Source organism: Clostridium bornimense, from assembly GCF_000577895.1.
Lineage (GTDB): Bacteria > Bacillota > Clostridia > Clostridiales > Clostridiaceae > Clostridium_AN > Clostridium_AN bornimense.
In genome coordinates this window covers 2,216,643-2,239,807 of record NZ_HG917868.1, presented here as the reverse complement: position 1 = coordinate 2,239,807, position 23,165 = coordinate 2,216,643, and the positions used below count along the sequence as shown (strand labels likewise).

Annotated in this window: 22 protein-coding genes; 20 read left to right on the top strand and 2 right to left on the bottom strand. The window is 28.9% G+C overall.

All coding sequences use genetic code 11. The features are described from left to right. Positions 1-193 precede the first annotated feature (193 nt). The gene (locus CM240_RS10085) at positions 194-703 is read left to right on the top strand and encodes a hypothetical protein (RefSeq protein WP_044038935.1); all 510 of its coding nucleotides are present in this window, start codon (positions 194-196) and stop codon (positions 701-703) included. Positions 704-921: 218 nt separating this feature from the next. On the opposite strand, the gene pdaA is transcribed toward CM240_RS10085, so the two are convergent. Continuing rightward, positions 922-1,746 (bottom strand): delta-lactam-biosynthetic de-N-acetylase, encoded by an 825-nt coding sequence (gene pdaA / locus CM240_RS10080; RefSeq protein ID WP_044038934.1) that lies wholly within the window; start codon positions 1,744-1,746, stop codon positions 922-924. Positions 1,747-1,830: 84 nt separating this feature from the next. On the opposite strand from pdaA, the gene CM240_RS10075 reads away from it, so the two are divergent. The 9 genes from CM240_RS10075 to CM240_RS10035 all read left to right on the top strand — a co-directional run bounded on the left by CM240_RS10075 (position 1,831) and on the right by CM240_RS10035 (position 8,819). Continuing rightward, positions 1,831-3,555, top strand: a complete 1,725-nt coding sequence (locus CM240_RS10075) for an Eco57I restriction-modification methylase domain-containing protein (protein ID WP_044038933.1) — start codon at positions 1,831-1,833, stop codon at positions 3,553-3,555. A 17-nt stretch (positions 3,556-3,572) separates the two neighbouring features. Next, complete coding sequence (locus CM240_RS10070; RefSeq protein ID WP_044038932.1) at positions 3,573-4,028, top strand: S-ribosylhomocysteine lyase; 456 nt, start codon at positions 3,573-3,575, stop codon at positions 4,026-4,028. Between the two features lie 628 nt (positions 4,029-4,656). After that, positions 4,657-4,992, top strand: coding sequence for an anti-sigma F factor antagonist (gene spoIIAA / locus CM240_RS10065; RefSeq protein WP_044038931.1), 336 nt, complete (start codon positions 4,657-4,659; stop codon positions 4,990-4,992). An 11-nt stretch (positions 4,993-5,003) separates the two neighbouring features. After that, positions 5,004-5,420, top strand: a complete 417-nt coding sequence (gene spoIIAB, locus CM240_RS10060) for an anti-sigma F factor (protein ID WP_044038930.1) — start codon at positions 5,004-5,006, stop codon at positions 5,418-5,420. 27 nt (positions 5,421-5,447) lie between these two features. Further along, complete coding sequence (gene sigF, locus CM240_RS10055) at positions 5,448-6,245, top strand: RNA polymerase sporulation sigma factor SigF (protein WP_084485412.1); 798 nt, start codon at positions 5,448-5,450, stop codon at positions 6,243-6,245. A gap of 177 nt (positions 6,246-6,422) precedes the next feature. Next, complete coding sequence (spoVAC, locus tag CM240_RS10050; protein ID WP_044038929.1) at positions 6,423-6,875, top strand: stage V sporulation protein AC; 453 nt, start codon at positions 6,423-6,425, stop codon at positions 6,873-6,875. Between the two features lie 3 nt (positions 6,876-6,878). Beyond that, positions 6,879-7,892 carry a stage V sporulation protein AD gene (spoVAD, locus tag CM240_RS10045; RefSeq protein WP_044038928.1) on the top strand — a complete coding sequence of 338 codons (1,014 nt, stop codon included), beginning with the start codon at positions 6,879-6,881 and terminating at the stop codon, positions 7,890-7,892. A gap of 5 nt (positions 7,893-7,897) precedes the next feature. Then, the gene (gene spoVAE / locus CM240_RS10040) at positions 7,898-8,254 is read left to right on the top strand and encodes a stage V sporulation protein AE (RefSeq protein WP_044038927.1); all 357 of its coding nucleotides are present in this window, start codon (positions 7,898-7,900) and stop codon (positions 8,252-8,254) included. Between the two features lie 4 nt (positions 8,255-8,258). After that, complete coding sequence (locus CM240_RS10035) at positions 8,259-8,819, top strand: stage V sporulation protein AE (RefSeq protein ID WP_044038926.1); 561 nt, start codon at positions 8,259-8,261, stop codon at positions 8,817-8,819. Positions 8,820-8,851: 32 nt separating this feature from the next. On the opposite strand, the gene CM240_RS10030 is transcribed toward CM240_RS10035, so the two are convergent. Then, entirely contained in the window at positions 8,852-11,428 is a 2,577-nt protein-coding gene (locus CM240_RS10030; RefSeq protein ID WP_051483796.1) for a transglycosylase domain-containing protein, read from the bottom strand. 269 nt (positions 11,429-11,697) lie between these two features. Between CM240_RS10030 and hflX the strand changes: the two genes are divergently transcribed. The 10 genes from hflX (at position 11,698) to CM240_RS09980 (ending at position 22,938) form a co-directional block, all read left to right on the top strand. Beyond that, a complete protein-coding gene (hflX, locus tag CM240_RS10025) occupies positions 11,698-13,485 on the top strand; it encodes a GTPase HflX (protein ID WP_044038925.1) in 1,788 nt (595 codons plus the stop codon). 64 nt (positions 13,486-13,549) lie between these two features. Next, positions 13,550-14,443 (top strand): nucleotidyltransferase domain-containing protein, encoded by an 894-nt coding sequence (locus CM240_RS10020; RefSeq protein ID WP_044038924.1) that lies wholly within the window; start codon positions 13,550-13,552, stop codon positions 14,441-14,443. Between the two features lie 96 nt (positions 14,444-14,539). Beyond that, positions 14,540-15,973 (top strand): MocR-like pyridoxine biosynthesis transcription factor PdxR, encoded by a 1,434-nt coding sequence (gene pdxR / locus CM240_RS10015; RefSeq protein WP_044038923.1) that lies wholly within the window; start codon positions 14,540-14,542, stop codon positions 15,971-15,973. After that, a complete protein-coding gene (locus CM240_RS10010; RefSeq protein ID WP_044038922.1) occupies positions 15,951-16,607 on the top strand; it encodes a HEAT repeat domain-containing protein in 657 nt (218 codons plus the stop codon). Before pdxR ends, CM240_RS10010 begins: the two co-directional genes overlap by 23 nt. Before the next feature lie 496 nt (positions 16,608-17,103). Further along, positions 17,104-17,892, top strand: a complete 789-nt coding sequence (locus CM240_RS10005) for an ABC transporter ATP-binding protein (RefSeq protein WP_044039885.1) — start codon at positions 17,104-17,106, stop codon at positions 17,890-17,892. A gap of 4 nt (positions 17,893-17,896) precedes the next feature. Further along, positions 17,897-19,537 (top strand): hypothetical protein, encoded by a 1,641-nt coding sequence (locus CM240_RS10000; protein ID WP_044038921.1) that lies wholly within the window; start codon positions 17,897-17,899, stop codon positions 19,535-19,537. Between the two features lie 31 nt (positions 19,538-19,568). Then, positions 19,569-20,213 (top strand): YigZ family protein, encoded by a 645-nt coding sequence (locus tag CM240_RS09995; protein ID WP_084485411.1) that lies wholly within the window; start codon positions 19,569-19,571, stop codon positions 20,211-20,213. A gap of 84 nt (positions 20,214-20,297) precedes the next feature. Further along, the gene (locus tag CM240_RS09990; RefSeq protein ID WP_044038919.1) at positions 20,298-21,032 is read left to right on the top strand and encodes a YebC/PmpR family DNA-binding transcriptional regulator; all 735 of its coding nucleotides are present in this window, start codon (positions 20,298-20,300) and stop codon (positions 21,030-21,032) included. A 631-nt stretch (positions 21,033-21,663) separates the two neighbouring features. Further along, positions 21,664-22,122 carry a thioredoxin family protein gene (locus CM240_RS16910; protein ID WP_051483795.1) on the top strand — a complete coding sequence of 153 codons (459 nt, stop codon included), beginning with the start codon at positions 21,664-21,666 and terminating at the stop codon, positions 22,120-22,122. Between the two features lie 159 nt (positions 22,123-22,281). Further along, positions 22,282-22,938, top strand: a complete 657-nt coding sequence (locus tag CM240_RS09980) for a hypothetical protein (protein WP_044038918.1) — start codon at positions 22,282-22,284, stop codon at positions 22,936-22,938. Positions 22,939-23,165: the final 227 nt, after the last annotated feature.

Sequence of the window (23,165 nt, the reverse complement as noted above, 5' to 3'; positions counted from 1 at the left end):
GAAAATTATTTATTTAGTATTAATAAAGTTAACAGTTACATTAAGCATGTTTAAGTACCACATAAAAATAAATAAGTTACGTAGAAATACATTTAATGAATATGGGGATTTTTTGCACTAAAGCTGTATAGTAATAACTGGTATTGTCAAAAATCAAAATATCAAAAGTAAATTGTAGGATGGTATAAATAAAATGGAAAAACAGGTATTTGATGTGATGATGAAGCTAAGTTCACCGAATAAATTTACTACTAAAAATTTAGACTTTAGAGAAAAGTATAGTGATATTTTTGCTGCTATGGAGTATTTTAATTATAGATGTGCAAATAAAAAAGTTAGAATTTTAGATGTAAAAGTGGACTATATACAGGTTAGATTAGATATAGTTTCTAAAGATGGTGATGTGACTCCGATACGTCAATTGTCAGCAATGAGCAGATATTTATATAGTCAATGTGGATGGAGTAAGTACAGTAATTTAAAGCATAGGTTATTTTATATTTACATGTGGCAAGAAAGAGAATATGATCAGTATAGCATTGATGCAGTGATAAATGAGAAACAGAGGGCATCAAAGGCAATTAGTGATGAGGAAATGCTCAATTTTCTTGGATTAATAGTAAAAAATCAAGAAATGGGAGATAAGGAAAGAAAGAAAAAAATTCTTGGTGAAGTGAAATCTATTTTGTTAAGATATATTTGATAAAGCGGTTGTCGCATTAATAAATGAAAATTTGTGAGCGAAAGTTCCTTTTATCATAGCACAGGTTAGAAGGCACAGGGCACAAGTAAGGTGAAAATTCCTCTTTGAGAGGAATTTCCTCCATCTCTGTGCCTTGTGCCCTCATACTTGTGCTTTACTTTTGCTCTATCAAATTTACTGAAAAAACTGCTACACTCTTCGTGTAAAAGTTCCTTTGTTTACATCTCATCAAGAGTATGGAAGGTATAACCTTCAGATTTTAAATCTTTTAGTACGGAATCTAATATTTCTGCATTAGTTTTTGACACAGAATGAAGTAAAAATACTTCACCGTTATGTAAGCATTCTTTTATAGTTTTCTTTGCTACTGACGGATCCATTTGTTTATTATTATCCCAGTCTTTATAAGCAAAACTCCAAAGCATACTTTTATAACCTAATTTAGTTGTATAGTATAATGATAGTTCAGAGAATTCTCCCATTGGCGGTCTGAAGTATTTAGGCATTTCTTGTCCTGTTATTTCTTTAAAGGTTTCTGAATTTGTAACTAATTCTTTTTCGAATTTAGAAAAGTCAGTTACAGTAGGCATAGAGGGGTGAGTTGTAGTGTGATTACCAACAATATGACCTTCTTCTACCATCCTTTTTATTATGTTAGGATTTTCTTTCATGTATGGTGTAGTAACAAAAAATGCTGCCTTTACATTATTATTTTTTAAAGCATCTAGTATTTTTTCTGTATAACCATTTTCATAGCCACTATCGAAAGTTAAATATAAATTTTTGCCGTCGGTTTTTCCGAGATAATGACCATCATATTTATTAAGAAGATTGTCTATTTCACTTCCAGCACAAGGGATTTCACCATTTTTACAATGTTTTATACCGAATCCAATTTTTTTTCTACTTAAAGAATTACAATCTACAGAAGGAGATTCTGTAGTAGAAGTTGTTTCTGCATTGCATATGTAAGGGTGAAAGCTACATAACATTGAAGTTACAGTAGTTGTTGCAATGAGAAGAGATATAAGTGATTTTTTCATAATAACACTCCATTCTTTATTTTTCATAATATTTAAGTTATAATATTTTGTATTGCGTAGGTATTTCATCACTAAGGAGGAGTAATGGATAACTATATTGTTGAACTTAAAAATTTATTTGATATTATTATTAACAAAGATATTCATAATTATTACAAGGACATAGCTATAGAGAATTTTAGGCGAAAATTTAATCTAGATGATATGACTTTTTCAGATAACTATTATACAAGTTATGTGAGAGGTGAAAAAACTAGAGGAGTAGTATATACACCAGAAGAGATAGCTGACTATATAGTTAAAGAGACATTAAGGGATGATGAAATATTAAAAAATCCATTTGTGAAGATAGTAGATCCTTCTTGTGGCGGTGGAAGCATAGTTATCTCTACATACAAATATTTAAGAAAATTATTTCTTAATAATAATGAAGTATTAGAGAAGTTTAATATTAAAAATATAGATGAGCATATAGTTACTAACAATTTATATGGATATGATATAGATGACATAGCTATAAAATCATTAATTATTGATTTATTCACAATTTCTGGATTTATCAACAGGGAAAATTTTAAAGCTGTGGATTATTTATTCTCTGAGGAAAAAAAGTTTCATTATGTATTAGGAAATCCTCCATATGTAGGTATTAAATCTATTGATAAAGAATATTCTAAAAAACTAAAGGAAGCTTATAAAAATGTATATATAGACAAAGGTGATTTATCCTATTGTTTTTTTCATAAGGGAATTGAATCATTAAATACTAATGGTAGATTGACGTTTATAACGTCGAGATATTTTTTAGAATCACCATCAGGTGAAGAATTGCGTAAGACATTAAAGGAATTTTGCAAAATATATAAGATAATAGATTATTATGGTGTAAGACCTTTTAAGGGGATTGGCGTTGATCCTGTTATCATATTTTTAGAGAATTCTAAAGAGAGAGTTTATGAAATAGATGTATTTAAGCCTAAGAGCATATCTAAAAATATAAGCTTTATAAGAAACTTATTTGATGAGGATAAAGTTAAAAATTTTAAGGTTAATAGTTTATGGCTTAATGATAAAAGCTGGATTTTAAGAAGCAAAGAAGAAATGAATATAATTAATAAGATAGAAAATAAATCTTTTTGTTCATTAGGTAATATATGCAATTCATATCAAGGTATAATTACAGGTTGTGATAAATCTTTTGTAATTACAGATAGTGATATAGAAGAGTATTCTATTGAAAAGGAATTAATTCACCCATGGATAAAGAGTTCAGATATAAATAAATATTCTTTAAAGGAAACGAAGAAATATATAATTTATGGAGACGATATAGATGATGTAGAGAAATATAAAGGTGCTATATCGTTTATAGAAAAAAATAAAGATAAGCTTTTAAATAGAAGAGAAACAAAAAAGGGGATGAGACACTGGTATCATCTTCAATGGGGGAGAAATAAAAGTATTTTTGAAAGTAAAAAAATAGTATTACCATATAAGAGTCCTTCTAATAGATTTGCCCTAGATAAGGGAAGTTTCTTCTCTGCTGATGTATATGCATTGATTTTAAATACAGATAGACCTTTTTCTTATGATTACTTACTAAAGGTTCTAAATTCTGATGTATATGAATTTTATTTTAAATCTTTCGGAAAGAAATTAGGAGAAAATTTATATGAATACTATCCTAATAATCTTATGAAACTTTGCATTCCTACAGAGTTTGATATTAAAAAAGAAGAAGATTTATATAAGTTTTTTAATTTTACAGATAGAGAAGTGAATATAATTAAAGAAAATGTTATTATATAATAAAGGAGATGACAGATATGTATAAAGTAGAAAGTTTTTCATTAGATCATACAAAAGTTAGAGCACCGTTTGTAAGAAGATGTTGTGTACTTAAAGGAAGCAAAGGTGATGTAGTTTCTAAATTTGATTTAAGATTCGTACAACCAAATAAAGAGTTAATGGACATGAGAGCTGTTCATACTATGGAACATTTATTAGCTGAAAATATGAGAGACAAGATGGAGAATATTATTGATTTATCTCCAATGGGATGTAGAACAGGATTTTATTTAACTGTATGGGGAGAGGTAGAACCTGAAGAAGTTCTAGAAGCTTTAAAATATGGATTAAATAAAGTTTTAGAAGCAGAAGAAATACCAGCAGCTAATGAAGTGCAATGTGGTAGTTATAAAGAACATTCATTAGAAGGGGCTAAAGAACTTTCAAGAAAAGTTTTAGATGGTGGTCTTTCAACTAAATTTATGATAGATTAATAAGAAGATTTTAAGAGGTTGCTTTAGGGTGACCTTTTTTTATTCACAATCAAGGTGGAAATTTATGAGATTATAAGTATGGTGTCATTAGTTTGTTATAAAGGTTTATTTCATAAATGCATAGTCTTACGGTAGGCTAATGAAAGTTGCACTTTTATATAGTTTGGTTTAGATTTGTGTGGTATGAGAAAGTATAGTTAAAGTTCATATTAGTATCTGTTCTAATTAAGTAGTGGTGAGCTTCATGGCACAGGAAAATTAGAGAATAAGTAAGATTGAATAGTGAATAGATATGTATAAAATCTCACTCTTTTGGTAATACTAAAAGCAAAGATAAAATATTTATTGGAAATAAAAGGAAAATATATTATAATAAAGAATATACTAATTCATAATTATTAATTTACAGGTGAAAATGATGTATATAGTCTTACAACTAGAATACATAATACTTAATTATGGATATATATGGATAGATAGTTGCAATTTTACCTTTTAGGTAAAAAGCATACTCTCACAAAAATCAAAGTACTAAATTATACAATTAGAGAAATTCGAAAGAAATTTCAACCAAAATTGTGAATTGCAAATTATGAATTGTGAATTATATTATTAGGGGTGGGATGAGATGGATGTAGGATTCAAAAGAAGTGGTCATACACTTATTGTAAGTCTAAGTGGTGAATTGGATCATCATAGTGCAGAGAAAATAAGAGAAGAAATAGATGTAACTATGGAAAAGGGGTTTAAAAATCTTATTTTTAATTTTAGCAATGTATCTTTTATGGATAGTTCAGGGATAGGAGTTATTATTGGAAGATATAAAAAGGTTCAAAGAAAAGGTGGTATTGTTTGTATAACATGTCTTAGTGATAAAATAAAAAGGATTTTTGAGATATCTGGATTATTTAAGATAATACCGTATTATCCAAATGATGAAGATGCTTTAGAGAAAATAGTTTAGGGGGGTAAAAAATGAAAAATACAATGAAAATTCAGTTTCTTAGTAAGTCTGAAAATGAGGCTTTTGCTAGGGTAGCAGTGGCAGCTTTTGTTTCTCAGTTAGATCCAACTCTAGATGTAATAAGTGATATAAAAACAGCAGTATCAGAAGGTGTAACTAATGCTATCATTCATGGATATGAAGGACGAGACGATGAGGAAGTCTATATTGAATGTGAACTAGAAGATGATAGATTAACTATAAAAATAATAGATAATGGAGTAGGTATAAAAAATATAGAGGAAGCTAAGGAGCCTTTATATACATCAAGGCCAGATCTTGAGAGATCAGGAATGGGATTCACCCTTATGGAAACTTTTATGGATGAGATGGAGGTTTCATCTAGAGAAGGACAAGGGACAGTAATAACACTTAGGAAAACTATATAGTTTTTATTAAGCTAGAAGGGAGGGAGTATTACGGAAAAGGGAGCAACCTCTAAGGAGTTAAAAGATAATAATTATGAGATGAATGTTGAACTTATAAGGAAGGTTCAAGAAGGAGATAGCGATGCTTTAAATATAATAATAGAAAAAAATTTGCCACTAGTAAATGCTATCTCTAAGAAATTTCTTAATAGAGGATATGAATATGATGATATTTTTCAGATTGGTTCTTTAGGACTAGTTAAGGCTGTACAAAATTTTAATCCGGATTTTAATGTAAAATTTTCTACATATGCTGTCCCTATGATTATGGGGGAAATTAAAAGATTTTTAAGAGATGACGGAATGATTAAGGTCAGCAGAAATTTAAAGACAATAGGAAAGAAAATTCACTTTTCTAGAGAAGAGTTAGTGAAAGAACTAAAAAGAGATCCTACAATTGAAGAAATAGCAGAAAGATGCGATATAGAAGTGGATGAAGTTATTATGGCTACAGAATCAATGAATAATATCAATTATTTATATGACGTAATTCATCATGATGATGGTTCTCCTGTGTTACTTATAGATAAATTAAGTGAAAGTGGTTCAGAAGATGAGGAACTAACAGATAAAATAGCATTAAAAGAAGCACTTAGAAATCTTGATGAGAAATCAAGACAGATAATAATACTAAGATATTTTAAAGATAGAACTCAAAGTGAAGTAGCAAAATTACTTGGAATAAGTCAAGTTCAAGTATCAAGAATAGAAAAAAAGGTCCTTAAAATTATGAGAGATGATTTTGATGAAGAAGTTTATAAAGAAAAAAAGAAGAAAAAGAAATGATATGGAATAAAGAACTATACCAACATATACTGTGAACTGTGCACTGGAAGAGTCCTCGCTAACAAATTATTATTTGTTAATGCGATGGTCTCTTTTTTTGTATCAGTGATATTGTGGATAAGAAAAACTGTGTATTAAAAATGTTCTTTTGAAAATACTAAAATAGGAGGTGATTTTATGAAGGCTAAAGAGGAGCAAATAAAACAGGTTTTTAAGGATTTGAGCGAAAGTGATAAACCAAAGCCACATTTACTTAAAAATTGTATATTTGCTTTTATAGTTGGAGGAATTATTTGTGTTATTGCTCAAGGGATTATGAATTTTTTAGAGTATCTAAAGTTTTCTACTGAGGATATAGCCAGTATTACACCTATGGTTATGGTATTTTTAGGTGCACTTCTTACTGGAATAGGAATATACGATAAAATTGCAACTTTTGGAGGTGCAGGTACTGTAGTTCCTATAACAGGGTTCGCCAATGCTATAGTTTCTCCAGCTATAGAATTTAAAAAAGAAGGATATGTATTTGGTGTAGCAGCTAAAATGTTTACCATTGCTGGTCCTGTTTTAGTTTATGGAATAAGTGCATCAGTAATAGTAGGAATAATTTATTACTTTATTGGAGGCTAAAGAATGGGAAAAAGAATAGGAAATCAAACTATACAAATGGATTTGAAGCCTTCTATAGAATTTACAACATCTGTTGTAGGACCTAAGGAAGGTGCCGGTCCATTATCAGAGTATTTTGACATAATTTTAACTGATGATACTAATGGGCAAGATAGCTTTGAAAAAGCTGAATCTTCTATGATGAATAGAGCTATTGTAGAAACAATAAGTAAAGCTCAATTAGAAGATAAAGAAGTAAATTATATTTTTGGTGGTGATTTATTAAATCAGCTTACAGCATCACATTTTGCCATAAGAGACATAGATATTCCCTTTTTCGGTTTATATGGGGCATGCTCTACAATGACGGAATCTTTATCTTTAGCAAGTTTAATGGTAGAGGCGGGTTTTGCTGTTAATGCTATTGCTACAACATCATCTCATTTTTCTTCATCAGAAAGACAATTTAGATTTCCGCTAGAATATGGAGCTCAAAGAAAGGTTACTTCTCAGTGGACAGTAACAGGATCTGGGGCCATGTTAGTTAGTAATAAAAAAACTAAAGGAAAGCCTGTAGTTACTTTTATTACTACTGGGAAAGTAAAAGATTATGATATAACAGATGTTAATAATATGGGAGCAGCTATGGTTCCAGCAGCAGTAGATACGTTAAAGGCTCACTTTGAGGATACAGGTAAAAATCCTAGTGATTATGATTTAATTGCTACAGGAGATTTAGGTTCTGTAGGTGGAGATTTAATGGTAAAACTTATGAAGGAATATGGATATGATATATCTAAAAACTATATTGATTGTGGAGATCAGATTTTTATTAAGGATAATACTGTTTGTGCTGGAGGTAGTGGATGTGGATGTTCAGCTGTAGTTGATTGCGGATATATATATAAAGAAATGCTTAAAAAGAAATTTAAGAAAGTATTACTTATGTCAACAGGAGCACTTATGAGTACTACATCTAGTTTACAAGGTGAATCAATACCTGGAATAGCTCATGCAGTTGCTTTAGAAATGGAGTGATAAAGATGGAATATTTATGGGCTTTTATAATAGGAGGACTTATTTGCGTAATAGGTCAAATATTAATGGACGTGGCAAATTTGACTCCTGGGGTAATTCTTGTTGTATTTGTAACAGCAGGAGTATTTTTAGGTGCATTAAATATATACGATTATATTATTGATATTGGAGGAGCAGGAGCTACAATTCCACTACCTGGGTTTGGTTATTCACTAGCAAAATCCGCTATAAAAGCTGTAAATGAAAACGGATTGATTGGAGCTTTTACAGGTGGAATAACCGGAACAGCAGGAGGAATAACAGCTGCTATAGTATTTGGTTATCTTATGGCATTGATTTTTAATGCTAAAACAAAGCAGTAATTTTATGAAGAAGGTAATTATTATAACCGATGGAGATAATGTAGCAAGACGTTCTGTTGAGTATTGTGCAAGAGAAATCGGAGGTAGATGTATTTCTTTATCAGCAGGGAATCCCTCTAATATAGATAGTGATACTTTGATAAGTTATATAAAAGAAGCACCTTTGGAACCTGTACTTGTAATGGTAGATGATAAAGGTTCTAGAGACTATGGAAGAGGAGAGGAAAATCTTATTCACCTATTATTAAGTGGAGATATAGAGGTGTTAGGAATAGTTGCAGTTGCATCAAATACCTTTAGTGGCTCACCAATAGAGGTAGATATATCTGTAACAAAAAACTTAAAAATTAGTGATAAGGCTGTTGATAAATACGGTAACGAACAAAAAGATAAGAATTTTTATGGTGATACTATAAATGTTATAGAACAATTTAAAGTTAGACCAATTATAGTTGGTATTGGAGATGTAGGAAAGATGCACGGAAAAGATGATATTTCATTAGGATCACCAGTACTTATGAAAGCATTAAAGTATATATTAGATAGAAGTAAAAAAGTGTTGTAGAATAGCTTAGCTACTCTGCAACACTTTTTTAATTAGTTTGTAGTTTGTTGACTAGTATCAGTGGTATTTGAAGTGCCACCACTGGTATTAGTAGAACCGTTAGAGTTATCAGTAGTATCAGTGGTATCAGTACTACCATTAGTAGTGTCAGTGGTACCAGTATCAGTTTTATCAGTATCAGTTTTATCAGTATCGGTTTTATCAGTATCAGTTTTATCAGTAGTATTAGTATTAGTTTTATTGTTGTTTTTATCTTTATTTGTTTCTTCAACTTTTGTTTTATGTGAAGTACAATATTTTGTTGGTTGTGTTCCTTTTACAAAATATTCGGTATATCCGTAGCTACAGTTTTTACTTGCCAATAATCCACTTTCTTCACAAATATACGCTGAAACTATATTTGAAGGTTGAGCTATTGATTTTCCAGGTAAGTTTTCATGAGCTTTTTCCATTATAAGTCCCCAAGCATTGGAGATTGAACTTGAACTAGCACTATTAAAGTTGTTTCCACTTTGATCATCATAATATAAGAATAATGATCCACTATAATAAGGACTTAATCCAGCAAAAGTAAGTACCTTAGAACTTTCAGAAGTACCAGTTTTACCAGCAAGATTTAAATCATTTCTGAAGTTTGCTGCTGTACCAGTAGGAGTAACTTTACCTCCAGAAGTTAATGGTGCCTTTAGTAAGTCATAAGTTATAAAAGCAGTTTCAGGTGAAAATACTTTATGTGAAGTAGTTGTGGATTCTAATATAGTAGCTCCATTTCTATCTACTACCTTTGTGTATAATCTTGGTTCTGTATACATACCTTGATTTCCAAAAGTACCAAATGCAGCAGCCATTTTTAATGGTGTAGTACCATATGTTTGTTCACCTAGAGCTAATGCAGCGACTCCTTTATCACTTTCACTTAAACCAAGACCAAGTTTTTGACCGTATTCAAATGATTTTTCAACACCTAGTTCATTTACAGCCCTTATGACAGTTAAGTTGGAAGATGTTCTAATTGCCTGCCTTACTGTTAATTGACCATAATCCCCCTTGCTCTTTGTATACCAGTTCGCAGGAGTTTCTGAATATCCAGTAGATTTTAATTCCTCGTTAGTTAGAGAAGTATCTTTTAGTGTTGAACCAGCAGTTATAATTCCTTCTTCTATAGCAGGAGCATATCCTGTTAGTGGTTTAGCAGAAGAACCTGTTTGCATATTTGTCATAGCCCTATTAATACTTAAAGGTGGCATATCTTCTATATTTCTTCCACCAATAATAACTTTTACTTCTCCAGTTGTATAATCTACAATGCTACCACCAATTTGAGGTTGGGAGATACCATTATCATCTACATAGAAGTCTATACCTCTAAGAGGAGAATAGCTACTAGGATTATCAACTATATCTTGTGCATAGTCTTGTAAATCCTTATCCATAGTTGTATATATTTCTAGAGAACCAGTAGTTAAAAGATTTTCTATATAATCATCATCATAGTCATATTTTTTCTTTAAGTCATTTTTTACTTGTTCTTCAACAGGACGAATGAAAAACTCATATTGTTGTCTATTATTACTTGTACTAGCGCTTTGATTAAAAGGAACACCTTCAGTAGTTAATTGATTCATTGCAGTATTATATTCTTCTTCACTTATCTTATTAAGTTCTTTCATTTTCATAAGAACTAATTTAGTTCTTTGTATATAAGGTCTATCATTGATAGCCATATCTTCAAAGCCTTCATTAAATGGATAATTTGAACCAGGACTTTGTGGCATACCTGCTAGAAAAGCACATTCTAATAATGAAAGGTCTTTTACTTCTTTTGTAAAATAACTTTCAGCGGCAATACCAACCCCTACATTTTGGCCTCCAAAATTTACTGTATTTAAGTAAGCTTCAAGAATTTCATCTTTGCTTAATGTATCTTCTAGTTTAATAGAATAATATATTTCTAAAACTTTTCTTGTAATTTCATTTCTATTATTTAATGCATCATCCATAAATAATTTATTCTTTATAAGCTGTTGTGTAAGAGTAGATCCACCTTGTCTACCACCACTACCTGTTAATTTTGCTTTAAGGTTGTTAACAGCAGCACCTGCTAATCTCTTTATGTCAATACCATTATGTTTATTAAAACGTTCATCTTCAATTGAAATAATGGCATCTATAAGATTTTGAGGCATATCATCATAAGCTACCAATTTTGTTTTTGTCATGGTAGCTACACTACCTATTTCAGTATTATTATCAGAATAATAAGTTGATGGTTCTCCAATAGTTACAATTTCATCAACATTTAGAGGAGCAGCAGAACTTATTATTGAACTAGCATATAATGAAAATGTTATTGCGCTAATTGAACCAATAATAAATATTGATATAAGAGCAATTTTTAAGAAGGTAATGAATTTATTTGATTTCTTAGGACTACTCTTTTTTGATGTAGACTTAGAAGTTGATTTACCTGTATTGCTATTTTTAGATGCATTTTTTACAGTTGAGTTTTTTGCATTTGTATTTTTATTCGATTTTGTATCGTTTTTTTTGTTAGGTTTTGTCGATACGTTCTTTTTTGATTTATCAGTATTTTTTTCACTTTTGCTCATTATTTATCCTCCTCAAAAGAACAATATAAAGAAATTATATCATATTTCTAAAATTATAAAAACATATCTTGAGAATGCACTAGTAGAAATTAGTAAAATTTCAAAATTTAATTACATAATTTTACTATAAAATTTCGTAAAATATAACTGTTTTTAATATTATAAATGATTTAATCTTTTTAAAGAAATTCATTTATTTACAATAGTATTCTTATAGTATAGAATTATATTTAAAATGTTAAAACTACCTTATAGGAGGTGAATTTCTTATGATATATGGAAATCTAGAAGGAATTAAAAATTCCTATATTAATGAATTAGAAGAATTATATAACATAAAAGTTCCTAAGAAAGAATTTATTACAGAAGAAATTATAAGTGTTATGTGTAAAATAACAGAATTAATAAATAGAGAAGTATCTATTTCTATTAATAGAAAAGGCGATATTTTAGGTATATCAGTGGGAAATGCTGAAAGTGTTGAACTTCCAGTTATAGATATAAAAGAAAAATCACTTAGTGGTGTTAGAGTTGTTCATACTCATCCAAGCGGTAATTCACATTTATCTGTTATAGATATTTCTGCATTACTTAAGTTGAAGCTAGATGTAATGGCAGCTATTGGTGTTAAAGATGGAAAAGCTAAGGATATTTCCTTAGGATTTTGTGGTGTTTATGAGAATAATTTAGTTGTAGAGAAAAAGTATAATAATACAATAGAAGAAATTTTAAGATTTGATTATTTAGACAAAGTACATTATATTGAAGAAACGTTGAAATCTAGTGAGATAAAAGAAGTTGAAGAGGAAAAGGCCATATTAGTATCAACAGATAGTGAAGAAATGCTAGATGAATTAGAAGAACTTGCTTTTGCTTGTAATGTTACAGTAGTTTATAAGGTATTACAAAAGAAAAGTAAAATAGAGGCAGCTACATTTATAGGTAGTGGTAAGGCTGAAGAAATATCACTACTAAGACAAGTTTATGATGCCAACGTTATAATATTTGATGATGAGCTTTCTGGGGCTCAAGTAAAAAACTTAGAATCTATTATCGGAGCAAAGGTAATAGATAGAACAACTTTGATTTTAGATATATTTGCAAGAAGAGCAAAGACAAGAGAAGCTAAAATACAAGTTGAGTTAGCTCAGTTAAAATACAGATCAGCTAGACTTTTAGGTTTAGGTGTAGTTATGTCTAGAACTGGAGCAGGTATAGGAACTAGAGGTCCGGGAGAAAAGAAGCTTGAGATAGATAAGAGAAAAATAAGAGAAAATATACATGATTTAAACAAAGAATTAGAGAAGATTAGAAAAAATAGATCTGTTCAAAGAGAAAAAAGAAATAAGGCTAATATGCCCAAAATATCATTAGTAGGATATACTAATGCCGGTAAGTCAACTTTAAGAAATTTATTAGCTATAAAATATGCGAAAGATAGTACTTTAAATAAAGAAAATGTATTTGCAGAAAATATGCTTTTTGCTACATTAGATGTTACTACTAGAGCTATAGAACTTAAGGATAGAAGGATAGCAGCTCTTACTGATACTGTTGGATTTGTAAGAAAGCTTCCGCATGATTTAGTGGCGGCTTTTAAATCTACTTTAGAAGAAGTAACTTATTCAGATTTATTACTTCATGTTGTAGATGGATCTTCTGATGCTGTTTTTGAACAAATAAAGGCAGTAGAAGAGGTATTGGTAGAATTAAATGCTAATGATAAGCCACAAATATTAGTTATTAATAAAATAGATATAATAGATGAAGATCAAGTTTCTAAGTTGGAAGAAAAATTTAATTATTTACCTATAGTAAAAATTAGTGCTAAAAATGAAATTAATATAGAAAATCTTATGGAAAAAATAACTGAAGTTATACCATCTACTATGAGAAAAGTAGAATATTTGATTCCATATACTGATTCTAGTGCAGTTTCATACATTCATAGAACGTCTATTGTTGAAGAAGAAGAATATTTAGAAGACGGTACAAGAATTGTAGCAACAGTGGATGAGGAAGTTTTTAATAAAACAACAAATTATATTAAAAAATGATTAAATATGTATTATAATAAGATTATGTGAATTTTTATTTATTTGATTTTAAGGGGGGTCCGTTGTGGAAAGAACTATATTACAATATCAAAAAGCATATAATTCTATAATAGATAAGCTTAAAAATAAAAAAAATATTATAGGTGTTATGGTCTTTGGTTCAATGGTGTCTGGGGATCTCTGGGAAGAGTCTGATATAGATTTGTTTGTTATAACTAAAGATGGACCTGATGACATTGAGAATGTTCATTTGGATGAGAAAGGTGTTCCGGTTCACATAAAACTAATGGGGAAAAAAAAGTTTATAAATTTACATGAAAAAGATTTAAAAGGTGGATTTATTCATAGAATTTTTGCATCATCGAAATTAGTTTTCTCAAAAGATAAGGAAATCACTCAAAGATATGATGACGGAAGATATTATCCAGACTTGGATAGAGAAAGATGGAATATTGTGTACTTGGGAGAATTTTTAAAAAGCATGGGGAATTGCAAAAAACAATTAGGAAATGGTTCAGTATATCTTGCCAATGTATCTATGAACAAATGTCTAGAGAGTTTTGCTAAATTATATGTAAATTATTCTGGATATATGATAAGTAAAGATGCATTAACAATGGCTATAAATTTGGATGATGAATTTAAGATGTATGTAGACAAGTTTGTATATGGAAAAGAAGATATTAAAAAGAGTATAAATCAGTGTTTAGATTATTTATGGGATTATGTAGATTTAAACTTAAAATCTATGTGTAGATTATTATTAGGATATATAAAGGAGCAAGATAGATTTTTATCTTCTTCAGAGATAAAAAAAGATCCTCTTTTTGTAGATTTTAATATTGAGGTAGAAGAGATATTAGATAAGTTATGGAATAAAAATATAGTAAAAAGAGATTTTAGAGAATATAAATTTGATGATGAAGTTTTATTCAAGGAAAATGTTTATTATATATAGAAGGAAATAACAATCTTTGCTATTAGTAATAGGGACTTGCAAATTATAAGTTTTAATTTGTTTAGTCCCTAGAGTTTTATATAGGGAGTTTTATATATGAATAAATATATTTTTAAGTTTAATGAGAAAGACGAAAAACCTAAGTATATACAATTATCAGAATATATAATTAGTCTTATTGAAAATAAGAAAATAGGTGAAGGTGAAAAATTACCACCAATAAGAAAATATGCTAAGGAATTAGGAGTAAATAATGATACTATTGTAGCTGCATATAAGAAATTAGTTTTACTTGGATATGCATACCAAAAGATGGGGTCAGGTACTTATTGTAAGAGAAGAGGGAAAACTAAAAATTTCAAAAGTGATTATTCAAGAATAATTAAGGATAGGCTCAATAATAAAGATAAAAAAGTATATATAGATTTTGTAGGAGAAGGATTTAATAATGAATATTTTCCTGTGGAAAAGTTTAAAAAGTGTATAAATGAGGTTATAGATAGAGATGGTATAAATGCGTTAACTTCTTATGATACTACAGGGTATTCTGGACTTAGAAGTAATATTTCTAAAGTGTTTTGGAATGGAGAAGTTAAAGAAGAGGATATCCTTATTCTATCTGGAGCTCAACAAGGTATTGATGTTATAGCAAAGGTACTTTTAAATCCAGGAGATAAAGTGGTAGTTGAGAAGCCTACATATGGTGGTGCACTTTATGCATTTACATCTAGAAGAAGTAGTATTTTAGAGATAGATATGGAATCTGATGGAGGAAATCTTGTAGAGCTTGAAAAGATTTTAAAAGGAAATAAAATTAAGGCTATGTATCTTATGAGTTATTTTCAAAATCCTACTGGGGTTTCATATTCTAAAGAAAAGAAGGAAAAATTATTGGAATTAGCTGAAAAATATGATTTTTATATTATAGAAGATGATTATTTATCAGAACTTATTTATGATAAAAAAGAGTATATAACAATAAAGAAATTGGATGTTTATGATAGAGTTATATATATAAAATCATTTTCAAAAATATTTGCACCAGGTATAAGATTAGGATATATGATATTACCTAAAGGAATAAAGGATTCTGTGGAAAGTTCAAAAATTTCTACTGATGTTTTAACATCATCTCTTATGCAAAGAACACTTGATAATTATATTAGTAAGGGGTATTGGATAGGATATATTGAGGAACTTAGGAATCATTATAAAGATATGTATTATATGATGATAAATCTTTTAGAAGAAAATTTATCAAAGTATATAAAATTTCATAAACCTAATGGAGGTTTAGTTATATATTGCGAAATACTAGATAGTAGAATATCATCTAGAAAGCTGTTTAATTATTGCTTAAATAAAGAGATACTTATAACACCAGCAGTACTTTTTTATAATAACTATAGGATTGGTGATAAGTATTTTAGATTATCGTTTTCTAGTGTGAAGGAAGATGAAATGAAAAAAGGAATTATTTGTTTAAGGGAGGCTTTTGAGGAATTATATGAAGAACTTGGGGTTTATTAATATAAATTTAGATAATCTTCATGAAGCTACAGAAGAAGAAATAACATATTATCTTTTTCTTAATGGGTATAGTGTAAAAAACCTTATGGCAATAAGAAGACTTCCTAAAGAAGAAATACAGAGGCATATTGTAGAAGGTAAAATGAAGTATAAAGTAATAGAAAAAGCCAGCAATCCAAAAGAATTATTAGATAAGCTTTGTAAGACACCAAAAGATGATAAAATACATACTTTAAATATGTTAGATAAGGATATTAAAGATCAATTAATAGATTATATAAGAAAAAAATATGTTAATCTCTATTCAAAAGAGAAAGAGACAGCATTATGGATAATTGGAGAGTTAAAAGCAGAAGAAGCTATGGATGTTCTTATTAAAGGTGCTGTACATAAATTTGTTAATGTAAAAAGAATGGCTCTTTCTGCAATGGCTAAGATAGGGAGTAAAAAAGGTGAAGCGGCAGTAATTAGAGCATTGGAAGATGAGAATCCACAAGTAGTTGCCTATGCTGTTAAGGCTTTAATTACCATAAATCCTGATGGCCATAAAGATAAGGTTCAGGAGATAAGAAGGAATAGTAGAAATAAAGGAATTTCTATGGCGTGTGATAAGTACTTAAACAGTGCACAGTGATGGTGGAAATTCCTGCGGAATTTCTTGCATTATGAGTGTGGTGTCGTTAATTTGTTATTGAGACTTATTTTATAATTAGAAATGATATTATAATGTTGTCTTACAGGGAGCTAATGAAAGTTGCGATTTCATGTAGCATGATATATATGTGACGAAGATATAGTCAAAGTTGATATTAGCATCTGTTCTAGTTAAGTAGTGGTGAGGTAGTGAATAATGTTTGGAAATTCTGCTGTTTGCAGGACTTATAATATTTTCCCTCTAAGGGGAAAATTAACTTTCACTATTCACTAGTATATTGCGCTTTGTGAATTGCGAATTATAAAATTGCATTATAGTTTAATAACAACACTTAAGTATAATAGCTTTATATATAAAAAATTAATAAATATTTAGGCGTCAAAAAATAACAATATTTAGATATAGAGTTTATATTCAAGTAAGGGACTGTATGTTAAAATATAGTAAAAAAGTAAAAGGAATTGAGGGGTTTTTAATGAATATTGAGAGGGATGTAGCGATTTCGATAAAAGATTTAAGGATGAGTTATGGTAGTAAGGCGGTTCTTAAGGGGATTAATTTAGAAATCGGTAAGGGTCAGATTATTGGATACATTGGTCCTAATGGTGCTGGAAAGAGCACTACTGTTAAGATAATGCTTGGTCTTATAGAGGGATATAGTGGTGAGGTTAGTATTTTAGGTACTGATATATCTACAGATAAGATTAATTACAAGAGAAGAATAGGTTATGTTCCTGAGGTTGCAGATATTTATGATAATCTTACTGCTAGAGAATATTTAACTTTTATTGGAGAGTTATATGGAATGGAGTATGATAAGGCTGACAAAAAAGCTAAAAGTCTTATGGATATATTAGATATTGGAAATGTTTATGATAAAAGAATATCTTCTTTTTCAAAGGGAATGAAGCAGAAGGTATTAATTATTTCTAGTTTACTTCATAATCCAGATGTTTTATTCTTAGATGAACCATTAAGTGGTTTAGATGCTAATAGTGTAATGGTAGTTAAAGAGATGTTATCAGTACTAGCTAGAGAGGGCAAGACAATATTTTATTCTTCACATATTATGGATGTGGTAGAGAAAATAAGTGATAGAATAATTCTTATAAAAGATGGCATAGTAGTGGCTAATGGAGCTTTTGATGAGTTAAAGAATAAGTCAGAGGAAGGTTCCCTTGAGGGAGTATTTAATAAACTTACTGGATTTAATAATCATGAAGCAATAGCAGAAGAATTTGTTTCTGTAATAAAAGAGGTGTAAGTTTATGAAAGAATTTATGTCACTTAAAATTCTAGATAAGTTTAAAGGGGTAATTAGCAAATTCGGATTCAATTATGAAATTGTAAGAAAAATACTACAGATTAAGTTAACTTTAGATTGTAGGAAAACACCTACTCTTTTTAATAATAAAGCTAAAAAAGAGGGAAAAAACTATTCATTATTAAGTATGGGTATAAATATTTTTATAGGAGCATGTTGTTCCCTAGTATTTTTGTTTGGTAATAATATTATGTTTCAAATGTCATTATTATTTGCAATGATGATGTTTATGATAATTACCGATCTTATTTCAAATTTTTCAGATGTAATTCTTGATATTAGAGATAAAATGATTATTGGTACAAAACCTGTTGAAACGAAGAATGTTACATTAGCAAAAACTATACATATCATAACATATATGGTTAGGATAGTTTTATCGTTAATGTTAGTACCGTCAATAGTTATAGTGATGAAATATGGCGTAATAGATTTATTGCTATTTATATTTGAAATGATTTTAATAAGTATAATGATGATAGTAATTACTACATTAGTTTATTTGCTTATTTTGAAATTCTTTGATGGTGAAAAGTTAAAAGATATAATAAATTATGTTCAAATAGTCCTTATATTAGTTATTACTGTAGGATATCAATTAGTATGCAGAGTTTTTGATTTTACAGATTTAAATATTGAATTTGTACCTAAACTTTGGCATTATTTTATGATTCCTATATGGTTTGCAGCACCTTTTAATTTAATATCTGGACATTTAGAGGTACAATATATTATTTTATCATTACTAGCAGTATTCATCCCTATAATATTAGCATTAGTTTATATTAGGACATCTAATAAGATGGAAGAGTATGTGCAAAAACTTGATAATAATACTGATGAAGTTAAGATTAAGAAAAGAAGATTAAGTAAGGTGTTAGAAAATATTTGTTGCAGAGATAAAGAAGAAAAAATATTTTTCAGATTTTCACAAGATATGATACGAAATGAGAGAGAATTTAAATTAAAAGTGTATCCTTCCTTAGGATTTTCTATAATATTTCCATTTATAATGATGATTCAACAATTTCAAGATCGTAGTTTTAGTGCTATAAGAAGTGGAAAAATGTATCTCTTTATGTATTTTTCACTTATAATGCTACCAACAATAATTATGATGATAAAATATTCAGGGAAATATAAAGGTGCTTGGATTTTTAAACTTATCACTACAGATGATTTAACACCTCTCTTTAAAGGTGTTTTAAAAGGTACTATAGTAAGATTATATTTACCTATATTTTTAGTTGAGGCTATTATTTTTATTATTATATTTGGGATAAGAATAATTCCAGATATAATAATTATGCTTTTAGTGAGTTTAATAATTTCTGTATTAACATTTAATTTTATAAATAAAGCTATTCCATTTTCAAAGCCTTTTAATGAAGTAAAACAAAGTTCTGATGATGGCATATCATTTGCATTAATTTTTATTATAGGGTTTATTGCGTTAATTCATGTAGCTATTGTTATAATAGGTATACCGATATTAAAATATATTTATATGTTATTATTGATTTTAGTAACATGGTTAAGTTGGAAATTTGGATTTAAAGTAGGAATAAATAAACTTGAAAAATAATTGAATGTGCACTGACAAAGGAGGTCTAGTTTTGTATAAAACGATATTGAAGTACGGTGAGGATAGATTTGAAGAAAAGCGTTCTGAGTTTATTGGTTATGCGCAGAGGGTTGAGTCTGAGGAGGAGGCTAGGGCTTTTGTTGATAAGATAAAGGCTATGCATAAGCAGGCTACTCACAATGTATATGCTTATATAATTGGTGAGAATATGGGCATTCAAAGATATAGTGATGATGGAGAACCACAAGGTACAGCAGGGGTTCCAGTTCTTGATTGTATAAAGAAAAAAGGTCTTACTAATGTAGCCGTTGTAGTAACAAGATATTTTGGTGGTGTGTTATTAGGAACAGGTGGTTTAGTTAGAGCTTATTCTCATGGAGCAGCTATAGCTCTTGAAGCTGGAGAACCTGTAGAGAAGGTTTTAGGTAGGGCTGTTTATTTCAAGTTGAGTTATGATTTATATGGTAAGATACAGTATCTTTGTGGTACTAATAATTGGTATATTGAGGATTCGGTATTTACTGATGAAGTAGAGGTTAAAATATATTTTGAAAGTGCTATAATAGAAGATGTTAAGAAAAGTGTCATTGAAGCAACTAATGGTAAAGTTGTTATAAGAGAAGATGATGAAATTTATTACTATAAGATGGAAAATAGGTTATATCCAGAGGTATAATAATATTTCCCTTGTAATTGGTATATAAATAAGTTTAAAATAATATATAGATTTAAAGTTAAGAGTTAAAATAGGAGGGTTAATATGTCAGGACATTCAAAGTGGCATAATATAGCGGCTAAAAAAGGAAAGAATGATGCTGCAAGAGGTAAGATTTTTACTAAATTGGGTAAGGAGATAGCCATGGCAGCTAAGGATGGATCTAATCCAGACCTTAATGTTAAACTTGCTAATGTAATTGCAAAGGCAAAGGCAGCTAATATGCCTAATGATACAATAAACAGAGCTATAAAAAAAGGTTCTGGTGAATTAGAAAATGTTAATTATGAAGAAATTACATATGAAGGATATGGTGCAAGCGGAGTTGCTTTTGTAGTAGAAGCATTAACTGATAATAAAAATAGATCTGCAGGTAATGTAAGATCACATTTCACAAAATGTGATGGTAATTTAGGAGCTACAGGATGCGTATCATGGATGTTCCAAAAGAAAGGTGAAATAGTTATTGAAAAAAATGATCTTGATGAAGATGAAATTATGATGCTTGCATTAGATGCAGGTGCAGAAGATTTTTCTTCAGAAGGAGATGTTTTCGAAATAACAACTGCTGTTGAGGATTTTGGAGCTGTTAGAACAGCATTAGAAGCAGAAGGATTAGAATTTTTATCAGCTGAAATTACTATGATTCCAGATAATTATACAGCTGTAGATATGGAAACGGCAGCTAAAATACAAAAGTTAGTTGATAGATTAGAAGATGATGATGATGTATCTAACGTTTATCATAATGCTGAATTCCCAGAAGGATTTGAAGGTTAAGGTATTGTGTTAAAAAAGCTATTTAAAAATTAAGATATATACACAAGGATTAAGGTATATATACACCTCCTTAATTATGCTATATGTTAGTTAATACTAGCAATAGTGTGATTGAGGAGGTGTTTTTGTTAGTTAAAGACGTATTAAGAGAATATATATACGACATTACTATGCGGAATTATACAGCTAGAACTATAAAGGGATATATTCATTAAGCAGGTTGTTGGGACAAGATAATATGGAGATTACTAAGCGATAATTACAAGATTGAAAGAATAAGTAAGTTGTATAGAATAAGCTTTTATATGGCTATATATCCTTTATTAGTATATAATTGGAGTAAAGGAGGGATAAGTTTGAGATGTTTTAAATTAAACTATCTAACATAGAATGAAATTTGTTACCAAAGCAAAACACAAGTTGTTTTTTAATGCTTATAGTGGTAATGAAAAAGTTCATGTGGAGAGAAACATTGAGCTTATAAGTAGTAAAGTTATTTCTCTAAAATGTTGATATTTCATAACAATAAATATCCAAAGAGGAGAAAATGATACTGGAAAATTTAAGTGATACATAAAGATTAAGAAATATGATTAACCCTATATAAATGTTTTAAAGAGGTGATATATAAATGAAAAAGAAATATTTAATATTAATTTTTGCTTTATTATTGTTATTAGTAGGTCTTTTCTTTGTTGTAAAGCCAATTATTTTTAAACAACAGAATAAGTTAGATACTTATGAAGAAGTTGTATCTAACTTTGAAAAATTAGATATTTATACTTGGAACGGAGATTTATCTCAAGTGGACAAATCATATGTTTATTTTGGAAGATCAACATGTCCTGATTGCCAAGATTTCGTTCCAAAGTTAAAAGAAGTTGCAGCAAATAAAAAATTAAAAATATTTTATATAGATACAGAAGACAACGATGATGAAACGTTGAAAAAGATTAGGGAAGATTTATCAATTGATTGGGTTCCTACATTTGGATATGTGGCTGATAATAAATTAGATAGATTAGATAAAGAAAAAGATATTTCAGTAGAAGATATAGAAAATTTTATATCTAAATATGATAACGAATAAAAGTTTTAGATACATTGGATCTAGAATTTAAATAGTACAAGTAAAGAAATATTTATCATAATGCTGAATTTCCAGAATGATTTGAAGGTTAATAAATTTGTAAAAATATGATTAAAAAGTGAAGAATCGTCCATAATATCTAAAAAGAGGAGGGATATTATGGACGATAATTCTTTAAATAAATATCCAAAGATAAGGTTTAATAAGACAAATATAAGAGACATTATAATAGGAACATTGTTATTAGTTATAGTAATTTTAGGCGGTATTATAGTATATCTTGTTAATAACAATAATAATGATGAAGTTTTACAAACTGTAAGTCAGTTTTCAGATACTTTAGTTAAAGCAAACGAAGAAATAACATTAAGAACTGTAATGATAAGAGCAATTGATAATTTTGAAGAAAAAGAACCTTCTAGTGTATTAGAAGAGGAAAAATTAGAATATTTGAATAAGATAAAAGTATTTAATGAGAGTGGTAATGCTGAAGATTTAAATATGAGGAGTAAAGAAAATTTAATTGATAGAGAATTTGTTATAAATAAGAAATTGTATGTAACATCTCTGGAAGATGGTAAAATAATATTTACTCATTATGAATATGAGAGACCATATATACTTAAGACTGAAAATAATTTAGTTAATGTATATAAGGTAGATGGTAGTGGTCAGTTAAAGCTTGTAAGAAATACAGATATCAAATTGCAAATAAGGGAAAGCTCAGATCTTAGACCTATACAGGAAGGAAAAGCTCAAATTAAAGAAGATAGTGATGACAATATTAAAAATTATCTTCATTTATTTATTTCATAATTATTATTTAGTAGGAAAGGGTGATGCCATATTAATAATTAAATTTTGTGGCGTACACCCTTTTTTGTATTAGGGCACAAGTATGATGGCACAGGTGTGGAGGAAATTCCTTTGGGGAATTTCTTAGAATTTAAGTGCTTAAGTTAGGGGATAGAATAGATTAGTTTTATTGAGTTAATTTTATTTGATACGAAGTTATTACAGGAGGCTAATGAAGGTTGCACCTT